At 73.4% G+C, this 25272-nt stretch carries 18 protein-coding genes and 1 tRNA gene; 8 read left to right on the top strand and 11 right to left on the bottom strand.

The genetic code is table 11. The annotated features are described in order from the left end of the window. Positions 1–57: 57 nt before the first annotated feature. Positions 58–1587: a gamma-glutamyltransferase family protein gene (locus tag BM064_RS22330; protein ID WP_092864321.1), complete on the bottom strand. Its 1530-nt coding sequence runs from the start codon at positions 1585–1587 to the stop codon at positions 58–60. 272 nt (positions 1588–1859) lie between these two features. Here BM064_RS22330 and BM064_RS22325 point away from each other — a divergent pair, with 272 nt between their 5' ends. Then, entirely contained in the window at positions 1860–2210 is a 351-nt protein-coding gene (locus BM064_RS22325) for a DUF2794 domain-containing protein (protein ID WP_092864197.1), read from the top strand. A 12-nt stretch (positions 2211–2222) separates the two neighbouring features. Here the strand turns inward: BM064_RS22325 and BM064_RS22320 are convergent, their stop codons facing one another. The 8 genes from BM064_RS22320 to BM064_RS22285 form a co-directional block, all read right to left on the bottom strand. Then, a complete protein-coding gene (locus BM064_RS22320; protein ID WP_092864194.1) occupies positions 2223–3155 on the bottom strand; it encodes an alpha/beta hydrolase in 933 nt (310 codons plus the stop codon). Between the two features lie 52 nt (positions 3156–3207). Continuing rightward, positions 3208–3291: transfer RNA gene (locus tag BM064_RS22315), tRNA-Leu, on the bottom strand. A gap of 125 nt (positions 3292–3416) precedes the next feature. Then, positions 3417–4655 carry an MFS transporter gene (locus BM064_RS22310; RefSeq protein ID WP_092864191.1) on the bottom strand — a complete coding sequence of 413 codons (1239 nt, stop codon included), beginning with the start codon at positions 4653–4655 and terminating at the stop codon, positions 3417–3419. 193 nt (positions 4656–4848) lie between these two features. Next, on the bottom strand, positions 4849–6174 hold the full coding sequence (locus BM064_RS22305) for a TRAP transporter large permease (RefSeq protein WP_092864188.1): 1326 nt from the start codon (positions 6172–6174) through the stop codon (positions 4849–4851). After that, complete coding sequence (locus tag BM064_RS22300; protein ID WP_092864185.1) at positions 6171–6707, bottom strand: TRAP transporter small permease subunit; 537 nt, start codon at positions 6705–6707, stop codon at positions 6171–6173. Before BM064_RS22300 ends, BM064_RS22305 begins: the two co-directional genes overlap by 4 nt. After that, positions 6704–8362 carry an AMP-binding protein gene (locus BM064_RS22295; RefSeq protein ID WP_092864182.1) on the bottom strand — a complete coding sequence of 553 codons (1659 nt, stop codon included), beginning with the start codon at positions 8360–8362 and terminating at the stop codon, positions 6704–6706. The genes BM064_RS22300 and BM064_RS22295 overlap by 4 nt, the downstream gene beginning before the upstream one ends. Positions 8363–8589: 227 nt before the next feature. After that, positions 8590–9618 carry a cyclase family protein gene (locus tag BM064_RS22290; RefSeq protein WP_092864318.1) on the bottom strand — a complete coding sequence of 343 codons (1029 nt, stop codon included), beginning with the start codon at positions 9616–9618 and terminating at the stop codon, positions 8590–8592. Positions 9619–9646: 28 nt separating this feature from the next. Further along, positions 9647–11164, bottom strand: coding sequence for a hypothetical protein (locus BM064_RS22285; RefSeq protein ID WP_092864178.1), 1518 nt, complete (start codon positions 11162–11164; stop codon positions 9647–9649). A 368-nt stretch (positions 11165–11532) separates the two neighbouring features. Between BM064_RS22285 and BM064_RS22280 the strand changes: the two genes are divergently transcribed. The 7 genes from BM064_RS22280 to BM064_RS22250 all read left to right on the top strand — a co-directional run bounded on the left by BM064_RS22280 (position 11533) and on the right by BM064_RS22250 (position 23530). Beyond that, positions 11533–12654, top strand: coding sequence for a C4-dicarboxylate TRAP transporter substrate-binding protein (locus BM064_RS22280; protein ID WP_177236369.1), 1122 nt, complete (start codon positions 11533–11535; stop codon positions 12652–12654). A gap of 188 nt (positions 12655–12842) precedes the next feature. Next, positions 12843–14486, top strand: a complete 1644-nt coding sequence (locus BM064_RS22275) for a UbiA family prenyltransferase (protein ID WP_092864172.1) — start codon at positions 12843–12845, stop codon at positions 14484–14486. A gap of 22 nt (positions 14487–14508) precedes the next feature. Next, positions 14509–15144 (top strand): GtrA family protein, encoded by a 636-nt coding sequence (locus BM064_RS27840; protein ID WP_245779249.1) that lies wholly within the window; start codon positions 14509–14511, stop codon positions 15142–15144. Beyond that, positions 15141–16583 (top strand): FAD-binding oxidoreductase, encoded by a 1443-nt coding sequence (locus tag BM064_RS22265; RefSeq protein WP_092864169.1) that lies wholly within the window; start codon positions 15141–15143, stop codon positions 16581–16583. The genes BM064_RS27840 and BM064_RS22265 overlap by 4 nt, the downstream gene beginning before the upstream one ends. After that, the gene (locus BM064_RS22260) at positions 16580–17329 is read left to right on the top strand and encodes an SDR family NAD(P)-dependent oxidoreductase (protein WP_092864166.1); all 750 of its coding nucleotides are present in this window, start codon (positions 16580–16582) and stop codon (positions 17327–17329) included. Before BM064_RS22265 ends, BM064_RS22260 begins: the two co-directional genes overlap by 4 nt. A gap of 354 nt (positions 17330–17683) precedes the next feature. Further along, positions 17684–22078: a choice-of-anchor I family protein gene (locus BM064_RS22255; RefSeq protein ID WP_143103422.1), complete on the top strand. Its 4395-nt coding sequence runs from the start codon at positions 17684–17686 to the stop codon at positions 22076–22078. A gap of 237 nt (positions 22079–22315) precedes the next feature. Next, positions 22316–23530, top strand: a complete 1215-nt coding sequence (locus BM064_RS22250; protein ID WP_092864160.1) for a cation:proton antiporter — start codon at positions 22316–22318, stop codon at positions 23528–23530. On the opposite strand, the gene BM064_RS22245 is transcribed toward BM064_RS22250, so the two are convergent. Together BM064_RS22245 and BM064_RS22240 are read right to left on the bottom strand one after the other, a co-directional pair. Beyond that, positions 23527–24672, bottom strand: a complete 1146-nt coding sequence (locus BM064_RS22245; RefSeq protein WP_092864157.1) for an MFS transporter — start codon at positions 24670–24672, stop codon at positions 23527–23529. The two genes, BM064_RS22250 and BM064_RS22245, sit on opposite strands and share 4 nt — an antisense overlap. After that, positions 24669–25193: a TetR/AcrR family transcriptional regulator gene (locus BM064_RS22240; protein WP_092864154.1), complete on the bottom strand. Its 525-nt coding sequence runs from the start codon at positions 25191–25193 to the stop codon at positions 24669–24671. Before BM064_RS22240 ends, BM064_RS22245 begins: the two co-directional genes overlap by 4 nt. Positions 25194–25272: the final 79 nt, after the last annotated feature.

Here is a 25272-nt window from a genome sequence, read left to right as displayed (position 1 = left end):
AGGGGCGCGCCCGCGGACGCGCCCCCTCATGTCTGCCGGTCCGGCCCTCGCCCGGCCTCAGAGCCCGATGGCGCAGCCGTCCTTGCGGGGGTCCGAGGCGCCGATCAGCACGCCGTTCTCCCGGTCGATGACGATCATCTGGCTGCCGCCGATGGGCGTCTCGGGGACCGAGACCTGGTGGCCCATCTCGGCGAGGCCGGTGCGCACCTCGGTCGCGTAGCCGCGCTCGATGTTCAGCCCGCCGACGTCGGAGAAGCAGCGCGGCGCGTCGACGGCGGCCTGCGGCTCCATCCCGTAGTCCACGAGGTTCGAGAGCACCCGCGCGTGGCCGCAGGGCTGGTAGGCGCCGCCCATCACGCCGTAGGTCGTCGTCACCTGGCCGCCCTGCTTGAGCATCGCGGGGATGATGGTGTGCAGCGGGCGCTTGCCCGGCGCGGCCTCGTTGGGGTGGCCTTCCTCGAGCGTGAAGCCCATGCCGCGGTTCTGGAACAGGATCCCGAACTTGTCCGACGCCAGCCCCGAGCCGAAGTTGTGGAAGATCGAGTAGATCAGAGAGACCTTCGTCAGGTCCCGGTCCACCACGGTCAGGTAGATCGTCTCCTTGTGCACCGCCTCGGAGATCTCGGTGGCCGAGGTCATCGCCCGCTTGGGGTCGATCAGCCTGGCGAGCTTCGCCGCCGTCTCGTCCGCCACCATGTGCGCGAGCCGGATCGCGGCGTGCTGCGGATCGCCGACGATGCGGTTGCGCGCGTCGTAGGCGAGCTTGGTGGCCTCGGCCTCGAGATGCGCGCGCTCGATCCCGAACGGGTCCATGGCGGCGAGGTCGAAGTGGCTCAGGATCTTCGCCAGCAGGATCGCGGTGGCGCCGTGGCCGTTGGGGGGCAGCTCCACCAGCTCGGTCCCGCGGTAGTCGCCCGAGATCGGGTCGACGTAGTCGCAGGCGGTGGCCGCGAAGTCGTCGAGCGTGTGGGACCCGCCCAGCGCCTGCAGGCTGGCGACCATGTCTTCGGCCACCTCGCCCTCGTAGAAGCCGGCGCGGCCGTCTTTGGCGACGCGGCGCAGCACCTCGGCCTGGCCGGGGGCGCGGAAGATCCGGCCGGCGGCGAGCGGGCCGTCGTTCTCGAGGTAGTGGGTGCGCGCCGCGCCGGTCAGCCGGTCGGCGGCGGTCTTCCAGTCGAAGGCGACGCGCGGCGCGGCGGGGATGCCCGCCTCGGCGTAGCGGATCGCGGGCGCCAGCACCCGGTCGAGCCCCAGCCGCCCGTGATCGGCCGAGAGCCGGCAGAACCCGTCGATGGCGCCCGGCACGGTGACCGAGCGGGCGTCCTTGTCGGGCATCGCGCTCAGCCCCGCCTCGCGCAGGCCCGCGGCCGTCAGCCCCGCCGGCGCGCGGCCCGAGGCGTTGAGGCCGACGATCTCCTCGCCCTCCTTGTGGATCAGGGCGAACATGTCGCCGCCGATGCCGGTCATCGCCGGCTCGCCGATGCCGCAGACGATGGCGGCGGCGATGGCGGCGTCGACGGCGTTGCCGCCCGCCTCCAGGATCTCGACCGCGGTCTTGGTGGCGATCGGGTGCGAGGTGGCGGCCATGCCGTTCGCGCCATAGGCGGCCGAGCGGCCCGGCAGGTGGAAATCGCGGGCGCGGGGGATGGCGGCGGTCACGGGCGGAGCTCCTGTCGTGCGGGAAGTCGTATCGGGAAACGCTCCGCGCGCATCGCCCGCGGAGACCGGCGACACCCTGCGGCCGATTTCCGGTGCTTGCAACGCCGATCCCGCAGGGTGGAAGGGGGACGATGGATCGAATGCGGCGCGTCGGGCTCGCGACGCTTGCCATGCGGCCGGGGGATCGTCATCCTCATGTCATGCTGCACGTGGTTCCCCCCGGGTCCAACCCGCCCCGCCAGGCGCCCGAGCGCGTCGCCTTCGACCGTGCCGAGCTGTCGGCGATCCTGACCGTCTACGGGCGCTTCGTCGCCGCGGGAGAGTGGCGGGATTACGGGATCGACATGCTGCGCGAGGTCGCGGTGTTCTCGATCTTCCGCCGCTCGGCCGAGCAGCCGATCTACCGGGTCGAGAAACGCCCCAAGCTCTCCCAGAAGCAGGGCCAGTATTCGGTGATCGGCATGGACGGCCGCATCCTGAAACGCGGCCAGGACCTGCGCCAGGTGCTGCGCGTCTTCGACGCCAAGCTGATCCGGGTGGTGGAGGGCTGAGCGCCCTCCGTTTCAGTCCGACATCTCGTCCCGCAGGCGCTTCGCCAGCACCGCCGCCGCCCTGGGCGCGGCGGCGATCAGGGCGTCGAGCGGCATGAAGCCGTGGATCTGGCCGGGGACGCGCCAGACCTCGGCCCGCACCCCCTCGGCGGCGAGGCGGGCGGCGTAGGCCTCGCCCTCGTCGCGCAGGGGGTCGTGGCTGGCGGTCAGCACGAAGGCGGGAGGAAGACCCGCGAGGCTCGCCGCCCGGGCGGGCGAGGCGCGCCAGTCGGCCTTGTCGGCCTCGTCGAGGTAGTGGGCATGGAACCAGCGCTGCAGATCGGCGGTCAGGAAGTGGCCGGTCGCGAACTCGGCCTGGCTGGGGGTCGCCATGGCGAAATCGGTGGCCGGATAGATCAGCATCTGCCAGCGCAGGGCCGGCCCGCCCGCGTCGCGGAAGGTCAGGGCCACGACGGCCGAGAGGTTGCCGCCCGCGCTGTCGCCCCCGACGGCGAGGCGCGCGGGGTCGGCGCCGAGCTCGGCCGCCTGGGCGTGGACGGCCCGGGCCGCGGCCACGGCGTCCTCGACGGCGGCGGGGAAGCGGTGCTCGGGGCCCATGCGGTAGTCGATGGCGATCACCTGGCAGCCGGAGCCGGCGGCGAGGCGGCGGCAGAGGCCGTCGTGCGAGTCGAGGTTGCCGATCACCCAGCCGCCGCCGTGGAAGAAGACCAGCGTGGGGAGCGGGCCCGCGGCCTCGGGCGCGGGGCGGTAGAGGCGGGCGGGGATCGGGCCGGCGGGACCGGGGAGGGCGAGGTCCCGCACGATCTCCACCGGCGTGGGCGCTGCGGTCGACGCGGCGCGGCCGGCGGCGTAGACCTCGCGCGCCTGCGCCGGGGAGAGGGTGTCGAGCGAAGGGCGGGCGGCCAGCGCCTCGAGCACTTTCGCCGCGTCCGGATCGAGCTTCATTGCAGAACTCCGCAGGAGGCTTCGGGAAGAAGGCGTCCGGGAGCGGTCGCGCTGGTGCCCGGAGGGGGACTCGAACCCCCACGCCTTTCGGCCGCGGTGTTTGAGACCGCTGCGTCTACCATTCCGCCACCCGGGCAGGGCGCGCGCGGGCGGAAATTGCACGGGAGCGGGCCGTCGCGCAAGGCGCCGCGTCGGGCCGCGCGCCCCGGGGCCGGCCCGTGGCCCGCGGCGCGCCGCGAGGGGGGCGCGCGGGGCCCGCGCTCACGCCGGCCGCAGGGGCGCCGAGGGCGGGCGGCCCGCCAGCGCCACCGTCGCCTGCACCGCGCCGGCGGCGAAGCCGAGGCTCACCCCGAAGGCCACCGCCAGGTCGTAGTCGCCCAGCAGGTCGAAGGCGATGCCGCCGCCCAGCGCGCCCAGGAAGCTGCCGGCCTGGTGGAACATGAAGGCCGTGCCCTGCAGCATCGCCTGCCAGCGCAGGCCGAAGGTCTCGGCGACCGAGCCCGAGACCAGCGGCCCCACGCCCAGCCACAGGAAGCCCATCATCGCCGCGAAGATCACCGTGTTGGTCGCCGTGGGCCACTGCATGAAGAACCAGGCCATCACCAGGGAGCGGGCCATGTAGATCCCGCCCAGCAGCGCCTGCTTCGACCACCGCCCCCCGGCCCAGCCGAAGAACAGCGAGCCCAGCACGTTGAACCCCCCGATCACGCCGAGCGCGGTGGCGCCCAGCATCGGGTCGGCGCCGCAGAGCTCGAGATAGGCGGGCAGGTGGGTGGTCAGGAACACCAGCTGCATGCCGCAGACGAAATAGGCCCCCGTCATCACCAGGAAGCGCGGGTTGCGCCCGGCCAGCGCCAGCGCCCCGCGGGCGGAGAGCGAGTCGGCCGAGTCCGTCGAGGCCGTCGGCGGCACCGGCAGGCGGTCGACCTTGCCCGCGCTCCACGCCGCCGGCAGGATCAGGATGGCGAGCACGGCGAAGCCCACCACCGCCGCGCGCCAGTCCAGCGCCTGCATCAGCCCCTGGCCCAGCGGCGCCGCGATCAGCGCCCCCAGCGAGCCCGCGGCCGAGACGCAGCCCAGCGCCATCGAGCGGACCGAGGCCGGCACCGACTGCGCCGTCACCGCCATCGCCATGGCCATCGAGGCGCAGGCCATCCCCAGGCCGATCAGCACGCCCGCGCCGATCACCAGCATCCAGAAGCCCTGCGCCGTCGACATCAGCGCCAGGCCCAGCGCATAGGCCGCGGCCCCGGTCATCATCACCGGCCGGTAGCCGATCCGCGGCACCGCCGCGCCCGCCAGCGGCTGGAACACCCCCCAGCACAGGTTCTGGATCGAGATCGCCAGGGTGAACTGGGTCACCGTCACCACCGCGTCGGAGGTGATCGAGGGCATGAACAGCCCCAGGCTCTGACGCAGCCCCATGGTCAGGGTCAGCATCAGCGAGGCGCCGATCAGGATCGGCAGCACGGGGCGCAGGGCGGGAGGGATGCGGAGCATGGGAGCCGGGTCCGTTCGGCACGGCGGGGGGAAGGGCCCCTCCGTCTACTTGCCGAGCGGCAGGCAACCACGGCGCAGGTCCGAAGGCAACCGTATTTTCCCGGCCGCCGGCTGGCGACGGGGGGCGCGAAGCGACGGGGCCGGGGGGATCGCTCCCCCCGGCCCCGGGTCCTTCAGGCGGGCGCGGCGGCCCTCAGATCAGGCCCAGCGAGGTGGGCAGCCACAGGATGATCGAGGGGAAGGCGATCAGCAGCGCGATGGTGATCGCGTCCATCACCACGAACCAGGCGATGCCCTTGAAGATGGTGTGCGTGGGCACGAGGTCGCCGACGATCCCCTTGACCACGAACACGTTCAGCCCGACCGGCGGGGTGATGAAGCCGACCTCCAGGAACTTCGCCATCAGCACGCCGAACCAGATCAGGTTGATCGACTGCGTCTCCAGAACCGGCAGCAGGATCGGGATGGTCAGCAGCATGATCCCGATCGGGTCCAGCAGCATCCCCAGGATCAGCAGCGCCACCGAGATCAGCAGCACCACCTGCAGCTGCGAATAGCCCTGGCCCGAGATGAAGTCCGCCAGGATGTCCGTCACCCCCGACAGGGCGAAGAACCGCGTCAGCAGCTGCGCGCCGATGGCGATCACGAAGATCGAGGCGGTCGAGCGCAGCGTCTCGGCCACCGCCTCGCGGAAGGCGTGCCAGTTCATCGTCCGCTTCAGGCAGGCGATGACGAAGGCGAGGAAGGCGCCGACCGCGCCGGCCTCGGTCGGGGTGAACACGCCCGAGAACAGGCCGCCGAAGACGCCCAGCACCAGCAGGCCCACCGGCCAGGTGTCCTTGATCGCCCAGATCCGGTCTTCCCAGGAATAGACCTCGTCCTTGGTGGAGGGCGCGAGGCCGGGCGTCACGGTCGCGCGCACGCAGACCATGACCGAGTACATCACCGCCGTCAGCACGCCCGGCAGGAAGGCCGCCAGGAACAGGGCGCCGATCGGCTCCTCGACGAAGATGCCGTAGAGGATCAGCAGGATCGAGGGCGGGATCATCGAGCCGATGGTCCCCGCCGCCGCCACCGTGCCGGTGGCGAGCCCCTTGTCGTAGCCCGCCTTGATCATCTCGGGCACCGCGATCCGCCCCATGGCCGCCGTGCAGGCGAGCGAGGAGCCGGTGACGGCCGAGAACAGCGCCGCCCCCTGGATCGAGGCGATGGACAGGCCCCCCGGCAGCCACGACAGCCACATCCGGGCCATGCGGAACAGCCCCTCCGTCAGCCCTGCGTGGTAGCAGAAATAGCCCATCAGCAGGAACATCGGGATCGAGCTGAGCGACCAGTGCGCCGTGAAGTCGTAGGGGATTTCCGACAGCATCCCCGTCGCGGCCCGCGGGCCGAGGATCAGGTAGATGCCGCCCGCCGAGACGCAGCCCAGGGCCACGCCCACCGGCACGCGCAGGAAGATCATCGCCAGCAGCACGCCGATGCCGATGGCGCCGATCAGTTCGGGATCGAGATCGCTCACTCCATCGCTCCGTGTGCAGAGGGTTCTTCATGGTCGAGGTCGGGGCGGGCGAGATGCACCGCCGCCCGCACCGTCTTCAGCGCCAGCAGCACCGCGATCAGCCCGCAGCCCAGCGGCACCAGGAAGCGGCTCGGCCAGATGATCAGCGAGTACTGGCCCATCAGGAACTCGCCGACCTCGAACTTCTTCACCGCGACCTCCCAGCCGTAGGCGGTCAGCATCGTGAAGAAGAGGCAGGCCAGCGCATGGGCCGCGATGTCGAGGATCCGCCGGCCGACGCGCGGCAGGCGGGCGTGGATCAGCTCGACATGGATGTGGCCGCCGGTCAGCTCGACCGCGGCCAGCGGCAGGAACACCACCGCCACCATGTAGTAGTTGGAGACCATCTCCAGCGTGACGGGGACGGGGGCGACGAACAGGTATTTCCCCGCCACGTCCAGCGTCACCATCAGCATCATCAGGATCAGCGCCACCGCCGCCAGCGCCATCACGACGGCGGAGACGGCGCGTATGGCGCGCTCGATCGCGTTCATGTCACGGGGTTCCGTTCCTTTTCGGCCGCGTCGAGCGCCGCCTGGGCGGTCTCGCGCAGTCGGTTGCGTTGGATCTTCTCGCCGTTGGCGCTGGGCGTGGTGGGGAAGCGGTCGACCAGGAACACCCGGGCCGGAACCTTGAACTTCGCCAGCCGCCCGTCGCAATGGGCGATCAGGGCGGCCTCGTCGACGCCCGCGCCGGGGCGCGGGATCACGAAGGCCGCGGCGCGGGGCTTGCCCTGCGCCTGGACGCCGACGACCTGGCAGGCCTCGACGTCCGGATGGGTCATCAGGTGGGTCTCGATCTCCCGCGGGTCGGTCAGGAACCCGCCCAGCCGCAGGGCGTCGCCCATGCGGTTGAGGAACACGAACCCCCCGTCGGGGGTCGAGGTCGCGAGGTCCCCGGTCTTCAGCCAGCCGTCCTCGGTGAAGGTCCTGGCCGTCGCCTCGTCGTTGAACAGGTAGCCCAGCATGATCGAGGGGCCGGTCAGCTCCAGCTCCCCCGCCCGGTCGCCGGGGGGCAGGATCTCTCCTGTCTCGGGGTCGCGCACACGGGCCGCGGCCTCGGAGGAGACGGGCACCCCCCCGCCCATCTTGCGCCGCGCGATGGGCGCGTCGACGGGCTGGAAGGAATAGAGGGCCATGCACTCCGACATGCCGTAGAGGCCGAGGCAGGTGATGCCACGGGCCGCCGCCCGCTCGGCCACGTCGTCGAGCGCGGGGTTGAAGCGGGCGTAGCCGAAGCGGCGGAACTCGGGGTTCAGCGCGCCGCCGCCCGCGGCCATCAGCCGGTCGAGCATGTCGTCGCCGCCGTTGGCGTGGGTGACCTTGTGGCGGGCCATCAGCGCCACCGCCTCGGCCGCGTCGAAGGCCGGCGGCAGGACGGACGGCCGGCCCCAGGCCGCGGCGGCCATGATCTGCGCCATTCCGAAGACCCCGCAGAACGGGATCGCCTGGAGCAGGACCGAGTCCTCCGCGTCCAGCCCCATGCCGGCGCCCGCGTCGCGCCCGTGGCGCGCCAGCGTCGCCTGCGCATGCAGCACGAACTTCGGCCCCGAGGTCGTCCCCGAGGTGGTGAAGACCTTGCAGGGCGCGCCGGGGCCGCCCTGGGTCCCGGTCATCTCCGGCGCCGCGTCGAGCTCGGCCCAGGGCACGACCCTGGCGGCGCCCAGCGCGACCGGCTCGGGGACCTCGCCGACCGTGACCAGCGTCTCGAGCGCGGGGACCTCGGCAGGGTCCACGTCCTTGAGGATGCCGGCGAAGTCGATGCCGCGGAAGCCCGGCGCCAGCACCAGGACCTTCGCGCCCGAGCGGCCGACGATGTCGCCGACCTCGACCGAGCGGTAGCGGGTGTTCACCGCCACGCAGACCGCGCCCAGGCGGCAGCAGGCGAGGAAGGCGACCAGGTACTCCGGCAGGTTGGGCAGCCAGCAGGCGACCCGGTCCCCCTCGACCACGCCGAGCGCGGCGAGCCCCGAGGCGGCGCGGCGCGCGGCCGCGTCGATCTCGCCGTAGCTCAGGGCGCGGTCGGGCAGGATCAGGCAGGGGGCGTCCGCGGGCGTGCGGGACCACATCTCGACGATCGAGGGGCCGCGCGCCGCGGCGGCGGCTGCGTTGCGCGCAAGCGTCTCGGACAGCCATGTCGCTGGTGACATCGTCGCCCCTCCCTCGGCGGACGCGTTCGTGGACGTCCGCTTCTTGGCGGCGGATCGGAGGGCGAACGCTATCCAGCCGGCGACACGGGGTCAATCGGCCCGCCCGGGGCGCCGCGAACGTCATCCTGCGGCCTCGCGCCGCCGCGGACGACGCCTCCGCGCGCCCTCCGTCCTGCATCGGGGGCAGGGCGCTCGCCCGAGGCGCGAGGCCCGGGCGAGCGCTTCGCTCAGACCGTGCCGACCGGCGAGGCGGGCGAGCCCACCGCGCCCGGCAGGTTCAGGGGCGGCGCGGTCAGCAGGAAGCGCGAGCGCCCCGCGGCCCGCAGGTGGGCTGCGAGGTCGGTCAGCCACCACAGCTCGCCCAGGTGGACGCCCAGCTGGAACAGGCACAGCTCGTGCAGGGGCAGGAAGGCGCAGCAGTCGCCGTGGCCCTCCTCCGCCGGATGCGCCTCTACCGCGTAGTTGTCGGCGATCAGGGCCACGACGCCGCTGTCGCGCACCCAGGTCTTGAGCGCCTCGTCCCGGCCGTTGAGGGCCGAGCAGGCGCCGTGCAGCACCTCCGCGTCCGGGTTCCCGGCCATGTCGCGGATCCGGTCGGCGAAGCCGGTGTGCAGGCAGACCATGTCGCCGGCCTCCACGCGCACGCCGTCCTCCTTCATGATCCGGTCCAGCATCGCCATGTCGACGAGCGTGCGGTCGTCGCCCAGGTGCGCGCGCAGGTCGATCATCACCGCGCGGCCCTGCACCGCGGTCTGCGCCATCTTCTCGATGCCGAGCCGCCTGGCCTGCGGCCCCTCGAACGGGGAGGACCCGCCGGAGGGGCCGACCACGTCCTCGCCCGCGCGCCAGCCGTTGTAGTAGACCGCCTCCGCCACCCCGTCGCCGTCGGCGTCGAAGCGCCCGCCGACGTGGCCCAGCGCGTCCCATTGCGTCGAGTACTGCAGGTGGATCAGCGCCGCGTCGTCCGAGATCACGTCGGTGAACTTCGGATCCAGCCGCGAGACGTCGAAATTGTAGGAGGGCTCCCCGTCCCGGTCCGTCGCGAAGAGGCGCGGCGGATGCCGGCGGGGGTTCAGCAGGTTCCCGCCCGGCAGGTCGAGCGGCAGGGAGAGGAGGAACGCCCGCCCCTCCTTCACCTCGGCCACGCCCTTGAGGACCTGGTCGGGCCCCAGCAGGTTCATCCGGCCGAGCTCGTCGTCCGGCCCCCAGTCGCCCCAGGTCGAGCCCTCGGGCCGCCGCGTCCAGCGCTTGGTCATCGTCATTCCTCCCAATGTCGGCCGGTCTTCAGACCAGCTCGTTCAGCAAGGCCAGCCAGCCGGCCAGCAGCAGGGCGGCGAGCCCGGTGTAGGGCAGGTTCCAGCCCCAGGTGAGCTTCGCCGCCGACAGGCCCGTGGCGCGGCTGAGCACCAGCGCCCCCGCCCCGAAGGGCGAGCAGGTCATCGCCAGGCACCAGCCGCCGCCCAGCGACAGCACCATCAGCGCAGGATCGACCGGCAGCGGCGCCGAGGCCAGCGCCTGCCCGAAGAACACCGCGAAGAGCATCGGCGTCAGCGCGAACTGCACGCCGATGCACATCACCAGCGGCGGGATCATCAGCAGCGCCCAGGCCGGGATCGCCGCCGCCGTCTCGCCCAGCACGCCCGGCGGGACCAGCGTCGCGGCCATCGCCCCGATGAAGCCCGCGAAGGCCAGCGTATAGGCCTCGGGCGCGCTCTCGGGCGTGGTGCGGGTGACGATGCGCCGGCCGCGCCGCGCGGTTTCGTAAAGCGCGTCGGGGGCCGAGCGGCCCTTCGAGAGCCCCTGGCAGTAGATCCAGACCAGCGTCAGCAGCGGCGCGCCCAGCATCAGCGCGGTGACCACGCCCACCCCGGCCCAGAGGCTGACGCCCAGCGCCACGCCCCCCAGGCCCAGGCAGACCACCGCGATCCCCGCCAGCGCCTCGCGCGGGGCGGGCAGGGGCGCGCGGCGGGCCGTCGCCCCGCGCGCCGCCATCCGGCGCGACAGGCCGCGGAAGCGCAGCCGGTCCTCGCCCATGCCCGCCAGCAGGACCAGCACCGCCCAGCCGATGCCGCCCGCCAGCACGATGCGCGTGTCGGCCTGCGGGAACATGGCGGCGAGCACCGCCTGGGTCACCGTCGTCGGCGCCCAGATGATCGCGCAGGCCCAGCCGCGGATCTGGGCGGAGTGCTGGCGACGCTCCTTCGCGGCGACCACCTCCGGGTCGTCGCCGGCGGCCCGGCTGTCGCGGATGCCGGCGCGGATCAGCGGCGCCAGCAGGCTCAGCGTGCCGATGTTGATCAGCAGGAACAGCACGTGGCTGCCCGTGGCGATGGCCCCGTAGCGGCGCGCGGGCGGCTGGCGGGTCAGCCAGGCCCCGCAGGTCTCGACGTCGGCGGAGCTCTGCGCCCCGTCGCGCAGCACCGCCAGCAGCAGCATGAAGGCGGCGAGGAAGGCGGCGCGGTCCAGCGCCTCGTAGATCGCGCCGCCGGCGTCGGGCACGGTCAGCGCCACCCAGGCCCCGACCGCGAGCGAGACCGTCAGCAGCAGCCGCTCCCGCGCGCCCATCCGCGGCAGGCCCACGACCGAGGCCCCCAGCAGCGCGGCGACGGAGACCACGCTCGCGTCATGCAGGCCGGAGAAGGATTCGAAGAGGGCCGAGACCGCGGTCAGCGTCAGCAGCGCCGCGATCGCCGCGCTCAGCGCCCGGCCCCGCGGCCGCTCCGCCGCGGGGCCGGCGGAGGGGATCTCGGGCGCCCCGGGGGCGGCTGCGGAGGCGGGCGAAGGCGCGGAAGGAGCGGGCAAGAGGATCCCTGCGGCTGGCATGGGGCGGCGCGAGCGGCCGCGCGGCGCCCGGGGGCGCGGCGGCGCCGGCGCAAGGACGGGGAGGCCCGGGCGCCGGCCCTTCTTCCTGCGCCCGGGGGCGGGGTTTTTCAAGCCTGCCGGTCGGCAGGTCGAATGAATGCCCCTGCGTCAGCCGCGCCGCGCGGCCGTTTCCCGACCCGGGCCGCGGCGCGCCGGGAGCCTTCCGCGAACGTCGCTTTGCGGCCCCTCCGGACCGCAGTGCGAAACCCATGGACACGGGCCGCCGGATCGGTTCATCGTGCCGCCCGACCGTGCGGAAGGCCGGGGAGCGCTGCCCCGCACGGAAGATGACAGGAGGAGGAACCGCCATGAAGACGTTCGCCAAGTGGGCGACGGCCGCAGCCGTCGCGACCCTGGTCGCCGCCCCCGCGCTCGCCGCCGAGCGCATCACCGCCACCCTCTGGGTGGGCCCCAAGCACCCGGTCTCGGTCGGCGGCTACGACCCGTTCATCGAGGCGGTCGAGGCCTCGGGCGACTTCGAGGTGAAGTACTTCCAGGGCGGCGCGCTGCTGGGCGCCAAGCCCGCCATGGCCGGCATCGGCGACGGCATCGCCGACGTGGGCATGCTGGCGATGACCTACTTCCCCGCCGAGTTCCCCAACGCCCAGCTCGTCGCGGACATGGGCCTGTCGACGCCCAACAACATCGTCGCCATGGCGATGGCGACCGAGTTCAACCTGCTGCACTGCCCGGACTGCCTGGCCGAGTACGAGGCGCAGAACCTGATCTACACGGGCACCTACTCGACCTCGCCCTACACGATCATCTCCAAGGAGCCGATCCGCTCGACCGCCGATCTGGCCGGCAAGAAGATGCGCGTGCCCGGCTCGCTGTGGTCGCGCTGGGCGCAGTCGGTGGGCGGCATCGAGGTGAACGTGCCCTCGTCGGAGATGTTCGAGGGGCTCGACAAGGGCGCGCTCGACATCGCCATCCAGGCGCCGGGCGCGCTGCGCTCCTACTCGCTGTGGGACACGGCCAAGTACAACACGCTCCTGAACCTCGGCACCTACCACTCGCTGTCGATGATGACCTGGAACGCCGACCGCTGGGCCGAGTTCTCGCCCGAGCAGCGCAAGATGCTGCTGGCCGAGGCCGGCAAGGCGAGCCTGGGCGCGACCGTGTTCTACACGACCTCGGATGAGGAAGTGCTGGCCGAGGCCAAGGAGCATGGCGTCGAGATCATCGAGCCCTCCGACGAGATGCGCGCCACCAAGGACGAGTTCGTGGCCGCCGACGTGGACGCGATCATCCAGACCGCGGTCGAGCAGCACGGCATCGCCGACGCCGCCGAGAAGGTGAAGGTCCTCAAGGGCCTGATCGACAAGTGGGCCGCCATCGTCGAGGAGGTCGGCGAGGACGACGTCGAGGGCATCCAGGCGAAGCTGCAGTCGGAGATCTACGACAAGCTGCCCGCCGACTACGGCGCGTGAGCCGACGCCGCGGCGCCCGGCGCGATCCGGGCGCCGCGGACGCGGCCCGACAGGACGACCATGCGGAAGGGCCGCCCCCCGGGGCGGCCCTTCCTGTTGCAGGGGTGGGTTCATCTTGGCAGGATCGGGCGGCCGTTGATCCCGGCTGCGGCGCCGGGTGCGTGCGCGTTCATGCGGGAAGGCGGAACATGTCCCCAGACGACCGGAACCCGGCGCGTCGGCCGGCCCTGGACCTGGCCGCCCCGCTCGACGTCCGCGCGGCCCCCGACGGCCGCGCCGCCGAGGGCGCGGGCACGCAGGCCGCGCCGGGCCCCGGGGCCGGGCCCGGGCCGGGCGCCGCGCCCGGGTCGGGCCGCGCGACGGATCCCGCGGAGGCCGCGGACGACGCGCCCGAGCCGCCGCTGGTCGTCGACCTCGACGGCACCCTGACCCGGGTCGACACGCTGCACGAAAGCGCCATCGGCCTGCTGGCCTTCGGCCTGCCCGACTTCGTCGCCGTCGCCCGCGCGGCGCCGGGCGGCAAGGCGGCGGTGAAGGCGGCGATCGCCGACCGGGTGCAGCTCGACGTCGCCTGCCTGCCCTGGCGCGAGGAGGTGCTGGCGCTGATCCGCGCCGCCCGCGCCGCGGGGCGCGAGGTGCATCTCGTCACCGCCGCCGACCAGCGCATCGCCGACGCGGTGGCCGCGCACCTGGGCCTGTTCGACTCCGCCCACGGCTCGCGCCCCGGCCTGAACCTGGGCGGCGACCGCAAGGCCGAGTTCCTTGAGGCGCGCTTCGGCCGGGGCGGCTACGACTACGCCGGCGACCACCTGCGCGACCTGCCGGTCTGGGCGGGGGCGCGGCGCGCCTTCGCCGTGGGCGCGGCCCCGAAGGTCGCGCGCCTCGCGGCCGCCCAGGCGGCCGGGGCGGGGGCGCCCGCGCCGGTGATCCTCGATCCCCCCGCCCGCGGCCGCGCCCGGGCGCGGGCCTACCTGCGCGCGCTGCGCCCGCACCAGTGGCTCAAGAACCTGCTGGTGTTCCTGCCGCTGCTGGCCACCCACCGCGAGGCGGGTCCCGAGATCCTGGCGGCCGTCACCACCTTCGCGGCCTTCTCGCTGGTCGCCTCGGCGGTCTACTGCATCAACGACCTGCTCGACCTCGACGCCGACCGCGCCCACCCGCGCAAACGCAACCGGCCCTTCGCCTCGGGCATGGTCCCGGCGATGCACGGGCTGGCGATGGCGGGGGGGCTGTTCGCGGCGGGCTTCGCGCTCGCCGCCACCGTCAACGCGATGACGGTGGGGGTGCTGAGCGTCTATTTCGGCGCGACGCTGCTCTATTCGCTGGCGCTGAAGCGGGAGCTGGTGATCGACATCTGCCTGCTGGCGGGGCTCTACACGCTGCGGGTCATCGCCGGCTCGATGGCGGTGGACCTGCCGCCCTCGCCGTGGATGCTGGCGCTCTCGACCTTCCTGTTCCTGTCGCTGGCGGCGATGAAGCGGCAGACCGAGCTGGTCGACCTGGCGGCGGCGGGCAAGTCCGAGACCTCGGGGCGCGCCTACCGGGCCGAGGACCTCAACGTGGTGACGATGATGGCGATCGCGGCGGGCTACACGGCGGTGCTGGTGCTCGCGCTCTACATCTACTCCCCGGCGGTGCAGCGTCTATATGAGTCCCCCCTGATCCTGTGGGGGGCGCCGCCGGTCCTGCTCTACTGGATCTCGCGCATGGTGATGATCGCCCACCGCGGCGGCATGGACGACGACCCGGTGCTGTTCGCGGTCAAGGACGGGGTTTCCCTCGCCTGCGGGGCGGGGATCCTGGTGCTCGGCGTCCTGGCGACGGTCCTGTAGGCGCATGGAGGCGGACGGGCGCGTGAAGCGGATCGACGAGCACGAGCGTCATTCCCGGCAGGGCGATCCGGGGCCGACGGGCTATCCGGCCTACGGTCCCGGCGGACTGCGCCGCGGGCGGCGGCTGACGGCGGTCGAGATCGCCCTGCGCTACATCGGCTTCGCGGTGATCGCGACGGTGTGCAACCTCGCCGCCCAGCGGCTGGTGCTCGCGGCCCTGCGGCAGGAGGAGACGGTGGCCTTCGGCTGGGCGCCGGACCTGCTGGACTGGGTGCTGGACGACCTGCTGGGGGTGGTCTCCTCGGGCCAGCTCGGCTGGCGGGCGGAGTGGCACGGGCCGCTGGCCCTGACGCTCGCCATCGGTTTCGGCACCGCGGTGGGGCTGGTGGTGAAGTACCTGCTCGACAAGCGCTGGATCTTCTTCGACCGCTCGACCGGGGCGCGGGCCCATGCGCGGCGCTTCGCGCTCTACACCCTGATGGGGGTGGCGACGACGGCGATCTTCTGGGGCTCGGAGGCGGCGGCCTGGTGGGTCTGGCGCAGCAATGCGGCGCGCGAGACGGGGGCGGTGCTGGGGCTGATGGTCGGCTACGTGGCGAAATACCAGTTCGACCGCCGCTTCGTCTTCGACCGCGACGAGCGGACGGAGCGGGGATGAGCCCGCGCCCCGCGTTCCGCCCGGCCGGGCCCGCGGACGCGCCCGCGCCGCAGCCCGCCCCCCTGCGCGCCGACGGGCCGCCGCCGGCCGCGCCGCTTGCGGGCTGGGGGCGGTTCCCGACGCTGCCCGCCCATCGCGCGGCGCCCGCCGACCTCGCCGCCGCGGCCGCCGCGCTGCGCGCCCAGGGCGAGGGCATCGCGCCCCGCGGCCTGGGGCGCGCCTACGGCGACGCGGCCCTGCCGCCCGCCGCCGGCCCGGGGCTGGCGGTGGAGACCCGGCGGCTCGACCGCTTCCACGCCTTCGACCCGGAGACCGGGGTGCTGGTCGCCGAGGCCGGCGTCTCGCTGGGCGAGATCGCGACCGCCCTGCTGCCGCGGGGCTGGTTCCCGGCGGTGGTCCCCGGCACGCGCTTCGTCAGCCTCGGCGGCGCCATCGCCGCGGACGTGCACGGCAAGAACCACCACGCGCCCGGCGGCGGCGCCTTCGGCGACCATGTCGCCTGGCTGGAGCTGATGGACGAGAGCGGCGCGCTGCGCCGCCTCGCGCCCGGCGATCCCGGCTTCGCCGAGACCTGCGGCGGCATGGGCCTGACCGGGCTGATCGTGCGCGCCGCGATCCGCCTGCGCCGCGTCGAGAGCGGCTGGCTGCGCCAGGAGACGATCCGGGCCGGCAACCTCGACGCCGCCATGGACCTGATCGAGGCCTCGCAGGGCTGGACCCACGCCTCGGCCTGGATCGACTGTCTGGCGCGGGGGACGCGCCTGGGCCGGGCGATCCTCTACCGGGCCGAGGATGCGGCCTACGACGAGCTTGCCGCCGCGCAGAAGCTCGACCGCTGGGCGCTGAAGGCGCAGGAGAAGCGGCTGGGCCCGCCGCCCGACCTGGTGCCGGGGTTCGCGCTGAACCTGCTGACCATGCGCGCCTTCAACGCGCTTTACTGGGCGGGGGGCGGCCCGGCCGAGCGGCGGGGGCCGGCGCTGGTCGACTGGGGGACGTGCTTCCACCCGCTCGACGCCGTGCTGGGCTGGAACCGCATCTACGGCCGGCGCGGCTTCGTGCAGTTCCAGTGCGCGCTGCCGCCCGAGACCGCGCGCGAGGGGCTGCGCGCCATGCTGCGCCTGACCTCGCAGGCCGGGCAGGGCAGCTTCCTCGCCGTCCTGAAGGCGCTGGGCGAGGGGCGGGAGGGCGCGAGCCTCTCCTTCCCCCGGCGCGGCTGGACGCTGGCGCTGGACTTTCCCGCCACCCCCCGCGCCTTCTTCGTGATCGAGCGCCTGCACCGCCTGACCGCCGAGCATGGCGGGCGCATCTATCTCGCCAAGGACGCGCGGATGACGGCCGCCGAGTTCGCCGCGACCGAGCCGCGCGCCCCCGCCTTCCGCGCCTCGCCCGCCCGGGCGCGCGCCTTCGCCACCGCCCTCGCCCGGAGACTCGAGCTTTGACCGACGCCCCCGACCTTCGCCCCGCCCTGATCCTCGGCGCGGGCTCCGACATCGGGCGCGAGACGGCGCGGCTGCTGGCTGCGAAGGGCCGCCCGATCCAGCTCGCCGGCCGCAGGCCCGAGGCGCTGGCGCGCGACGCCGCCGACATCGCCGCCCGCCACGGCGTGCCGGTCACCACCCACGCCTGGGACGCGACCGACCTCGCCGCGGCGGGCGCCTTCCTCGACGGCCTGCCCGAGATGCCGGGGATCGTGCTCTGCGCCGTCGGCCTGCTGGGCGACCAGGAGGAGACGCAGGACGACGCGGAGGCCATCGCCCGGATCGTGGCGACCAACTTCACCGGGCCGGCGGCGATGCTCGAGGCCGCGGCCGCGCGGCTGTCGCGGCTGCCGGGCAAGACGGCGGTGGTGGGCATCGGCTCGGTCGCAGGCGACCGGGGGCGGGCGCGCAACTACTGGTACGGGGCGGCCAAGGCGGGCTTCGCGACCATGCTCTCGGGCCTGCGCCAGCGCTATGCGGCGACCGACCTGCTGGTGACGCTGGTGCGCCCGGGGTTCGTGGCGACCGCGATGACCGAGGGGATGGACCTGCCCGGGCCGCTGGTGATCTCGGCCGAGCAGCAGGCGAAGCTGATCGTGGAGGGCGTCGAGAAACGCCGCCATCACGTGATCCACTGGAAATGGGCGCTGCTGATGAGCGTGATCCGAAACCTGCCCGAGGCGGTGTTCCTCAAGACCAGGTTCTGACGAGGCCGGTCCCCTGCGGACCGGCGCGGGGATCGCCCAAGAAGCGATCCTGCGACGGGGATGAATATCACGATGTGGGAGGCCGCATTGCGGCCGTTGCGTCACCGCAGAACCGTCGCAGAACCGTCACGTTTCCGAAACCTAAACTTCTTCAATCCGCGAAGATCGATCGTTTCTTCGCTGGTAAGGACCGCTGGCCCGGCCCCGCCGTCGTCGGCGGGCCGTCCCGGCCGCATGCCGCGTCCGGGTCCGCCCGTGCGCGACCGCGCGCGGGTTCCGTCCTAGCGCGTCCGCTTGCGGACGACGACCAGATCCGCGCCCCGACCGGGGTCGCCTTTCCGAGGGGAAATGCCCGTGGCCGTCCTTCCGACCCCGTCCGCGCCCACCGCCGTCGGCGGAACCGTCGTCGCCTCCAGCCTGACCGGCGCGGCCGACGTCAACCTGGTCTCCTATGCCAACGCCTTCACGGACGCCTTCTCGTCCTCGGGCGACGGGGCGCAGATCTACGACCGCGACGCCTCCGCCTCGATCCCCTTCGCGGTGCTGGACGACAGCCTGGCGACCTTCCCGGCCGACGCGCTGGGCATCGTGGACGACACCAACCTCGACCCGTTCTTCGGCGTCACCGACACCGTCAACGGCGACAACCCCACGGGCGAGGTCGAGGCCACCTGGGTCTTCGACATCGCCGGGCAGGACGACCTGAGCGTCTCCCTCGACCTGGGCGCCATGGGCGACTTCGAGGCGGACGACGCCTTCGCCTTCGAGGTCTCGATCGACGACGGCCCGGCCACGACCCTCTTCGAGGCGGTCGCCGACGAGGACGGCGCCCTGACCTACCGCCTCGCCGGCGGCGCCGAGATCGCGCTCGACGACCCGCTGACGGTGGAGGGCATCGCGCTCTCGAACGAGCTGACCCAGTTCGCCAAGGCCATCGAGGGGACCGGCTCGCAGCTCACGCTCACCTTCCGCGGCGCCACCGACGGCGGGTCCGAGGCCTTCGCCTTCCAGAACATCGTGGTCCGCTCCGGCGCGACCATCGAGCAGCCGGGCGCGGGCATCGAGGCGCCGACCCCCTCGGGGTCCGTGCGCCTCGCGCCCGTGTGGCGCCATGACTCGGGCGTCGGCGAGGGCGGTTCGGAGGTCGTGCAGTTCGACGCCGGCAAGCTGGCGCTGACCAACGGCGAGAACGACTCCGTCGACGTGCTCGACGCGGCCGACGGCTCGCTGCTGCTGTCCATCGACCTGACCGCGCTCGAGGGCTATGCGGGCGTGCAGTCGGTCGACATCAAGAACGGCCTGATCGCGGCGGCCATCGCCCGCGCGCCGGTCGAGATGACGATCTTCGGCGAGACCACCATGGTCTCCCAGCCCGGGTTCGTGGCGATCTTCGACGCCGAGACCGGCGCCCTGATCTCGACCGCCGACGTGGGCAACCTGCCCGACATGCTGACCTTCACCGACGACGGCACGCAGATCCTCGTCGCCGGCGAGGGCGAGAAGAACGAGGAGAGCGACAACGACGACGACCCGCTGGGCACGGTCGCCGTGATCGACGTGACCGACCCGGCCGCGCCGGCGAGCACGATCCTCGACTTCATCGCCTTCAACGGCTTCGAGGACCTGGCGCGCGACAATGGCGTGCGCATCGCCCCCGGCGTGAACTTCGCGCTGGACATGGAGCCGGAGTACATCGCGCTCTCGCCCGACGGGTCGACGGCCTTCGTGACGCTGCAGGAGAACAACGCGGTGGCGGTGCTCGACATCGCCTCGATGACCATCACCGAGGTGATCGGGCTGGGCACGCGCGACTTCTCCGCCCCCGGAAACGAGCTCGACGCCAACGACAACGGCGTGATCGAGCTCGAGAATTTCGACGATCTCGTCGGCCTGTTCATGCCCGACGCCATCGCCTCCTACGAGGCGGGCGGCCAGACCTACTTCGTCACGGCGAACGAGGGCGACGACCGCGGCTTCGACAGCGCCCGCGTCGGCTCCCTGCTCGAGGACGGGCTGATCGACCCCTCCGTCGACACCGCGGGGCTGGAGCGGCTGGCGGTCTCGACCGTGGACGGCGACACCGACGGCGACGGGGACATCGACGTCCTGCACGCGCTCAACACCCGCTCGTTCTCGATCTTCGCCGAGGACGGGACGCTGGTCTACGACTCGGGCTCGCTGTTCGAGACCTTCATCGCCGCCAACTACCCCGAGCGCTTCAACGACGACGACGGCGAGGAGGGGGAGAACCGCTCCGACGCCAAGGGGCCGGAGCCCGAGGCCATCGAAATCGGCCAGGCCTACGGCAAGACCTTCGCCTTCATCGGGCTGGAGCGGGACTCGGGCGTGTTCGTGATGGACATCACCGACCCCGCGGACGTGTCGCTGGTCGACTACATGCCCGGCTTCGGCAACGGCAACCTGAACCCCGAGGTGATCGAGTTCATCCCCCAGGAGCAGAGCGCCACGGGCTTCGCCCAGATCGCGGTCTCCTATGAGGTCTCGGGCACCACGATGCTGTTCAACCTGCTTCCGGACGAGGCCTCTATCGGGCAGATCCAGGGCGCCGGGCACATGTCGGCCTTCGAGGGGATGACGGTGAAGACCACCGGCATCGTCACCGCGGTCGACACGAACGGCTTCTACCTGCAGGACCCGACCGGCGACGGCGACGACGCGACCTCGGACGCGATCTTCGTCTTCACCGGCGGCGCGCCCTCGGTCGTCGTGGGCGACGAGGCGGCGGTGACCGGCACGGTGACCGAGTATGTCGCGGGCGCGGGCAACCTCGCCCTGACCGAGCTGACCTCGCCGACGGTCGAGGTCCTCTCTTCGGGCAACGCGCTGCCGGCCGCCATCGTGGTGGGCCAGAACGGCCGGCCGATCCCCTCGCAGATCATCTCCGAGGACGAGCTGCCGGTGAACCTCAACGAGGACGCCGTCGACTTCGACCCGGCGACGGACGCCATCGACTTCTGGGAGAGCCTGGAGGGCATGCGGGTGACCGTCGAGGGCGGCGCGGTGATCGCGCCGACCAACCGCTTCGACGAGACCTGGGTGGTCTCGGACGAGGGCGAGGGCACGACGCCGGGCCTGACCGACCGCGGCGTCCTGCAGATCAACGCCGACGCCGACGGCTACGGCGACCTGAACCCCGAGCGGATCCAGATCCAGTACGACGGCGGCCTGCTGCCCGAGGGCTTCGAGGCGCCGACCCTGAACGTGGGCGACGCGCTGTCGGACGTCACCGGCGTGGTGGGCTACGACTTCGGCAATTACCAGATCGCCGTGACCGACGCGTTCACGGTCGAGGCGCCCTCGGACAACGCCCCCGAGGTCTCCAGCCTCGCGGGCGGCGGCGACAAGCTGTCGGTGGCGACCTTCAACGTGCTCAACCTGACCTCGGCCACGGGGACGGGGGACTCGGACGACGACGACGCGGCCCAGATCCTGGCGCTCGCCCGGCAGATCGTGGAGAACCTGAACGCGCCCGACATCCTCGGGCTGCAGGAGATCCAGGACAATTCCGGCGTCTCCGACGGGCTGATGGACGGGATCGTGGCGGCGGACGAGACGCTCCAGGCCCTCGTCGACGCCATCGCCGCGCTGGGCGGGCCGACCTACAGCTTCATCGACAGCGACTACGGCGTCGAGCAGAGCCACGGCGGCGTCCCGGGCGGCAACATCCGCAACGCCTATCTCTACAACGCCGAGCGGGTGGAGCTGGTCGCCTCGCAGACGCTGGACGCCGAGGCGCTCGCCGCCTACGGCGTCACGGACCCCGACGCCTTCGCGGGCACGCGGGAGCCGCTGCTGGCGACCTTCCGCTTCCAGGGCGAAGAGATCACGCTGATCAACAACCACTTCCCCTCGCGCTCCGGCTCCGACCCGATCTTCGGCGCCGAGCAGCCCTTCGAGCAGGGCGGCGAGGCCGACCGCGAGGCCGCGGCCAAGGCGGTCAACGAGGTGGTGGACGCCATCGTGGCGGCCGATCCGGACGCGAAGGTGGTGGTGCTGGGCGACCTCAACACCTTCGAGTTCACCGACGAGGTGGCCGAGGATCTCGCCGGGACCGGTCTCGACAAGGTGCTGACGCATCTGGCCGAGTTCGCGGACCCGCAGGACGTGTGGTCCTACATCTTCGACGGCAACGCGCAGGCGCTGGACCATATCCTCGCGACCGCCAACCTGCTGGGCGGGGTCGAGGTGGACTATGTCCACGTCAACGCCGACCAGGCCGAGCAGGCCTCGGACCACGACCCGGTGCTGGCGCTGTTCGACTTCGGCTTCGTGCCGGGCGAGCGGATCGTGGGCGGGAACGGCAAGCAGGAGCTTGTCGGAACCGCGGGCGACGACTTCATCTACGGGCGCAACGGCAAGGACCTGCTCAAGGGCCTCGGCGGGAACGACGAGCTCTACGGCGGCCGCGGCAAGGACGAGCTGCGCGGCGGCGCGGGCGACGACCTGCTGGTCGGGGGCCTGGGCAAGGACCTGATGATCGGCGGCGGCGGCGAGGACGTCTTCGTGGTCCAGCGCAAGGGCGGCTGGGACGAGCTGGCCGACTTCGAGGCCGGCGTCGACCTGATCCGGGTGGAGGGCTTCGACGCCTCCGTCGGGCTCGAGGACGTGTCCTTCAAGGTCCACAAGAAGAAGGACTTCGCCTGGGTGCGAGTCGACAACGACAAGGTGGCCAAGGTCGCCTCGGACGACTTCGACGCGCTGAGCGCGGACGACCTGTTCTTCGCCTGATCCCGGGCGATCTCGCGATCCGGAAGGGCCGGGGCGGCGACGCCCCGGCCCTTTCGCGTGGCGGGCGCCCCGCGGGGCGGTCGATGCGCCATTTCCGCTGCCTTCGGCCACGGCGCATTGAAATGCGCCCAGCGGTCCGCGGCGGCGCGACCCGCTCCCCCCCCCTCTTGCGCCCCTCGCCCCGCCGTCGTTCCCTGTTCCCGCGCCGGCGCCCCGCCGGCCGCGGAAGGGGGCGACATGCACGAGCCGACCATGCTGATCCTCGCCCTGGGGATCTTCGCCTACGCCGCCACCGCGCGGCGGCTGGCCGAGACGCCGCTGACCATGCCGGTGATCTGCCTGGCGCTGGGGCTGGGGCTGTGGAGCGTGGGGCTCGCGCCGCGGGCGCTCGACGCGCGGCTCGACATCGTGGCCGAGATCGCGTTGGCGGTGGTGCTGTTCTCGGACGCCACGCGCACCGACGCGCGCGCCCTGGTGCGCGCCCACCGGTGGCCGGCCCGGATGCTGGCGCTGGGCCTGCCGCTGTCGGTGGGCCTCGGCTTCGCCGCGGGCGCCCTGCTGCTGCCCGGCTGGCCGCTGCTGGAGGCGGCGCTCGTCGCCGCGATCCTCGCGCCCACCGACGCCGCCCTGGGCCAGGCCGTCGCCACCTCCCCCCTGCTGCCCGAGCGGGTGCGCCGCGCGCTGGTGGTCGAGAGCGGGCTGAACGACGGGCTCGCCCTGCCGCTGGTCCTGCTGTTCGCGACGCTCGCCGGGGCGGCCGAAAGCTCGGCCTCGATCGGCGTCGCGGACTTCCTGCGCTTCATGGCCGCCCAGATCGGCTTCGGCGCCGCGGCGGGCCTGGGCGCGGGCGTGGCGGGCGGGGTCCTGCTCGGCCTCGCGCGCGCACGGAGCTGGCCGCAGGAGGAATCCGAGGGCATCGCCGCGCTCGCCATCGTCGCCTTCGCCTACTTCGCGGCCGAGGCCGTGGGCGGCAACGCCTTCGTCGCCAGCTTCACCGCCGGGCTCGGCTTCGGCGGCGCGCTGGCGGTCACCGGCCCCCGGGCGCCGCCGCGGGGCTTCCTGGCCGAGTTCCTGGACGGCGAGGGGCAGGTGCTGGTGCTCGCCGCCTTCGTGCTGATCGGAACCTCGATGCTGCCCCAGGCCTTCGACCGGGCGGGGTGGGAGGAGGCGGCGCTGGTGCTCGTCTCGCTCTTCGTCGTGCGGCCGCTGGCGATCTGGCTGTCGCTGACGGGAACCGACGCGCCGCCCCGCGCCCGGCTGTTCCTGGGCTGGTTCGGGCCGCGGGGCCTCGCCACCGCGCTCTTCGCGCTGGTGGCGGTGGAGGGGCGCAGCCTCTCGCACGGCGACGACATCCTGGCGGTCGCGGGGCTGGCGGTGGCGGTCTCGGCCCTGCTGCACGGGGCCAGCGCCGCCCCCGCCGCCCGGCGCTGGGGCCCGCGGCTGGGCGGCTAGGACCCGGCCGGCGCCGCGAGCCCCGCCCGGCGCGACCGGGGGAGGCCGGCGAGCAGGGCCAGCGCGGCGAAGCCGGCCGCCGCCGCCTGCGGGCCGAACGTCTCCATCGCCAGCCCGAAGACCGGCGCGCCGGCGGTCTGCCCCACCGCGATGGCGAGGAAGCCGACCGTCAGCCCGGTCGCCGGCCGCTCGGGCGCCGCCCGCGCGCCCCAGACCAGATAGACCCCCGTCAGCGTCACATAGGCCGCGCCGAAGGCCGCCGCGCCGAGCAGGACCGCCGCCGCCGCAGTCCCCCAGCCGACGGCGATCACGCCCGCTGCCATCGCCCAAAGCGCCGTCCGGTGCAGGCGGTCGAGGCCGAAGCGGCCGATCAGCGACCCCGCCCAGGCCCCTGCGAGACCGCCCGCGCCGAGGCAGGTCCACAGCAGGCCCGTCCCCGCCGCCTCCCAGCCCAGCCGCTGGGCGACCAGCTGGCCGCCGAAGGACCACACCGCGGTGCTCGCCGCCCCCATCAGCAGGGCCGCCCCGACCAGCCGCGCCGCCGCGCCGGTCAGCGGCGGCCGGAACCGGGCCCGCCCGCCTTCGCCCGCAACCGATCCCGGCAGCGCCGCCGCGGCCGCCGCGGCCAGCGCCAGCGCCACGACGGCGAAGGCCCCGAAGCCCAGCCGCCACTGCCCGGCGAACAGCAGGGCCGCGGGCCCGCACAACGCCACCCCCGCGCCGGCCCCGGCATTGATCGCGGTGTTCACCAGGTCCCGCCGCTCCCGCCGCACGGCCGCCGCCACCGCCGCGGCCATCGGCGGCGAGGCGAGGCCGGCGCTGGTCCCCGCCACGATCACCGCCGCCGCCAGCAGCCCCGCCGAGGGCGCCAGCGCGATCCCCGCCATGCCGATCGCCGCGACCAGCGCCGCCCCCACGCCCACCGCCCGGCCGCCGAGCCGCTCGGTCAGCGCCGCCGAGACCACGATGGACAGGCAATAGCCCCCGAAGGCCCCGCCGGAGATCGCGCCCCCCAACGACGGCCCCAGCCCCAGCTCGGCGTCGATGCCGGGCAGGAACAGGCCGAAGGCGAAGCGGGCGAAGCCGTAGCAGACCGCGATCAGGGCGAAGCCCGTGGCGCCGATGCGCAGGGCGGGGCTCATCGTCGCGCGCCCTGCAGGAGGGTCGCGGCCGCCGCGCGCGCGGCCTCCGCCGCCTCGGGACCCCGGTAGACGGCGGCATGGGCCGCGCCCTCGAACAGGATCAGGATCTGCTCGGCCAGCTCCGGGTCCTCGCGGCCCAGGTCCGCGGCGACCACCTCGGCCACGCGGCGTCGGAACGCCTCCTTGTGGGCGGCGACGGCCTCGGCGATCTCGGGCGCGTCGCCGCCGGTCTCGGCGCGGGCGCGCAGGAACAGGCAGCCGCGGCTCCCCTCGACCCGCAGCCAGTCGCCCAGCGCCGCGAAAAGCGCATCGACGCGCCTCACCTCCAGCCGCGCGAGGAAGCGGCGGTCCCGCTCCCCCAGCACCCGGGCCATGAGCTGGGCCTTGCCGCCGGCGTGCTTGTAGAGCGTGCGCGAGGACATCCCCGCCGCCTCGGTCAGCCGGTCCATGCCGGTGGCCGTGTAGCCGTGGCGATCGAAAAGCCGCTCCGCAGCGGCGAGCAGCCTGGCGGTCGTGTCCATGATCGGGCCTCCTGCAACGTCCGTGGTCCCGAATGTAAAACGTTCGTTTTACACTTCAAGCCCGGCGAGGCCGCAGGCC

Origin of the sequence: Albimonas pacifica, assembly GCF_900113695.1 — a bacterium.
Classification (GTDB): domain Bacteria; phylum Pseudomonadota; class Alphaproteobacteria; order Rhodobacterales; family Rhodobacteraceae; genus Albimonas; species Albimonas pacifica.
This window is presented reverse-complemented; position numbering and strand designations above follow the sequence as displayed.

Coding starts and splice junctions, on each gene's coding strand:
- BM064_RS22240 (WP_092864154.1), bottom strand. CDS start 25,193: ATGGACACGACCGCCAGGCTGCTCGCCGCTGCGGAGCGGCTTTTCGAT.
- BM064_RS22290 (WP_092864318.1), bottom strand. CDS start 9,618: ATGACCAAGCGCTGGACGCGGCGGCCCGAGGGCTCGACCTGGGGCGAC.
- BM064_RS22325 (WP_092864197.1), top strand. CDS start 1,860: ATGCTGCACGTGGTTCCCCCCGGGTCCAACCCGCCCCGCCAGGCGCCC.
- BM064_RS22295 (WP_092864182.1), bottom strand. CDS start 8,362: ATGTCACCAGCGACATGGCTGTCCGAGACGCTTGCGCGCAACGCAGCC.
- BM064_RS22300 (WP_092864185.1), bottom strand. CDS start 6,707: ATGAACGCGATCGAGCGCGCCATACGCGCCGTCTCCGCCGTCGTGATG.
- BM064_RS22320 (WP_092864194.1), bottom strand. CDS start 3,155: ATGAAGCTCGATCCGGACGCGGCGAAAGTGCTCGAGGCGCTGGCCGCC.
- BM064_RS22250 (WP_092864160.1), top strand. CDS start 22,316: ATGCACGAGCCGACCATGCTGATCCTCGCCCTGGGGATCTTCGCCTAC.
- BM064_RS22280 (WP_177236369.1), top strand. CDS start 11,533: ATGAAGACGTTCGCCAAGTGGGCGACGGCCGCAGCCGTCGCGACCCTG.
- BM064_RS22310 (WP_092864191.1), bottom strand. CDS start 4,655: ATGCTCCGCATCCCTCCCGCCCTGCGCCCCGTGCTGCCGATCCTGATC.
- BM064_RS22245 (WP_092864157.1), bottom strand. CDS start 24,672: ATGAGCCCCGCCCTGCGCATCGGCGCCACGGGCTTCGCCCTGATCGCG.
- BM064_RS22330 (WP_092864321.1), bottom strand. CDS start 1,587: ATGGCCGCCACCTCGCACCCGATCGCCACCAAGACCGCGGTCGAGATC.
- BM064_RS22275 (WP_092864172.1), top strand. CDS start 12,843: ATGTCCCCAGACGACCGGAACCCGGCGCGTCGGCCGGCCCTGGACCTG.
- BM064_RS22265 (WP_092864169.1), top strand. CDS start 15,141: ATGAGCCCGCGCCCCGCGTTCCGCCCGGCCGGGCCCGCGGACGCGCCC.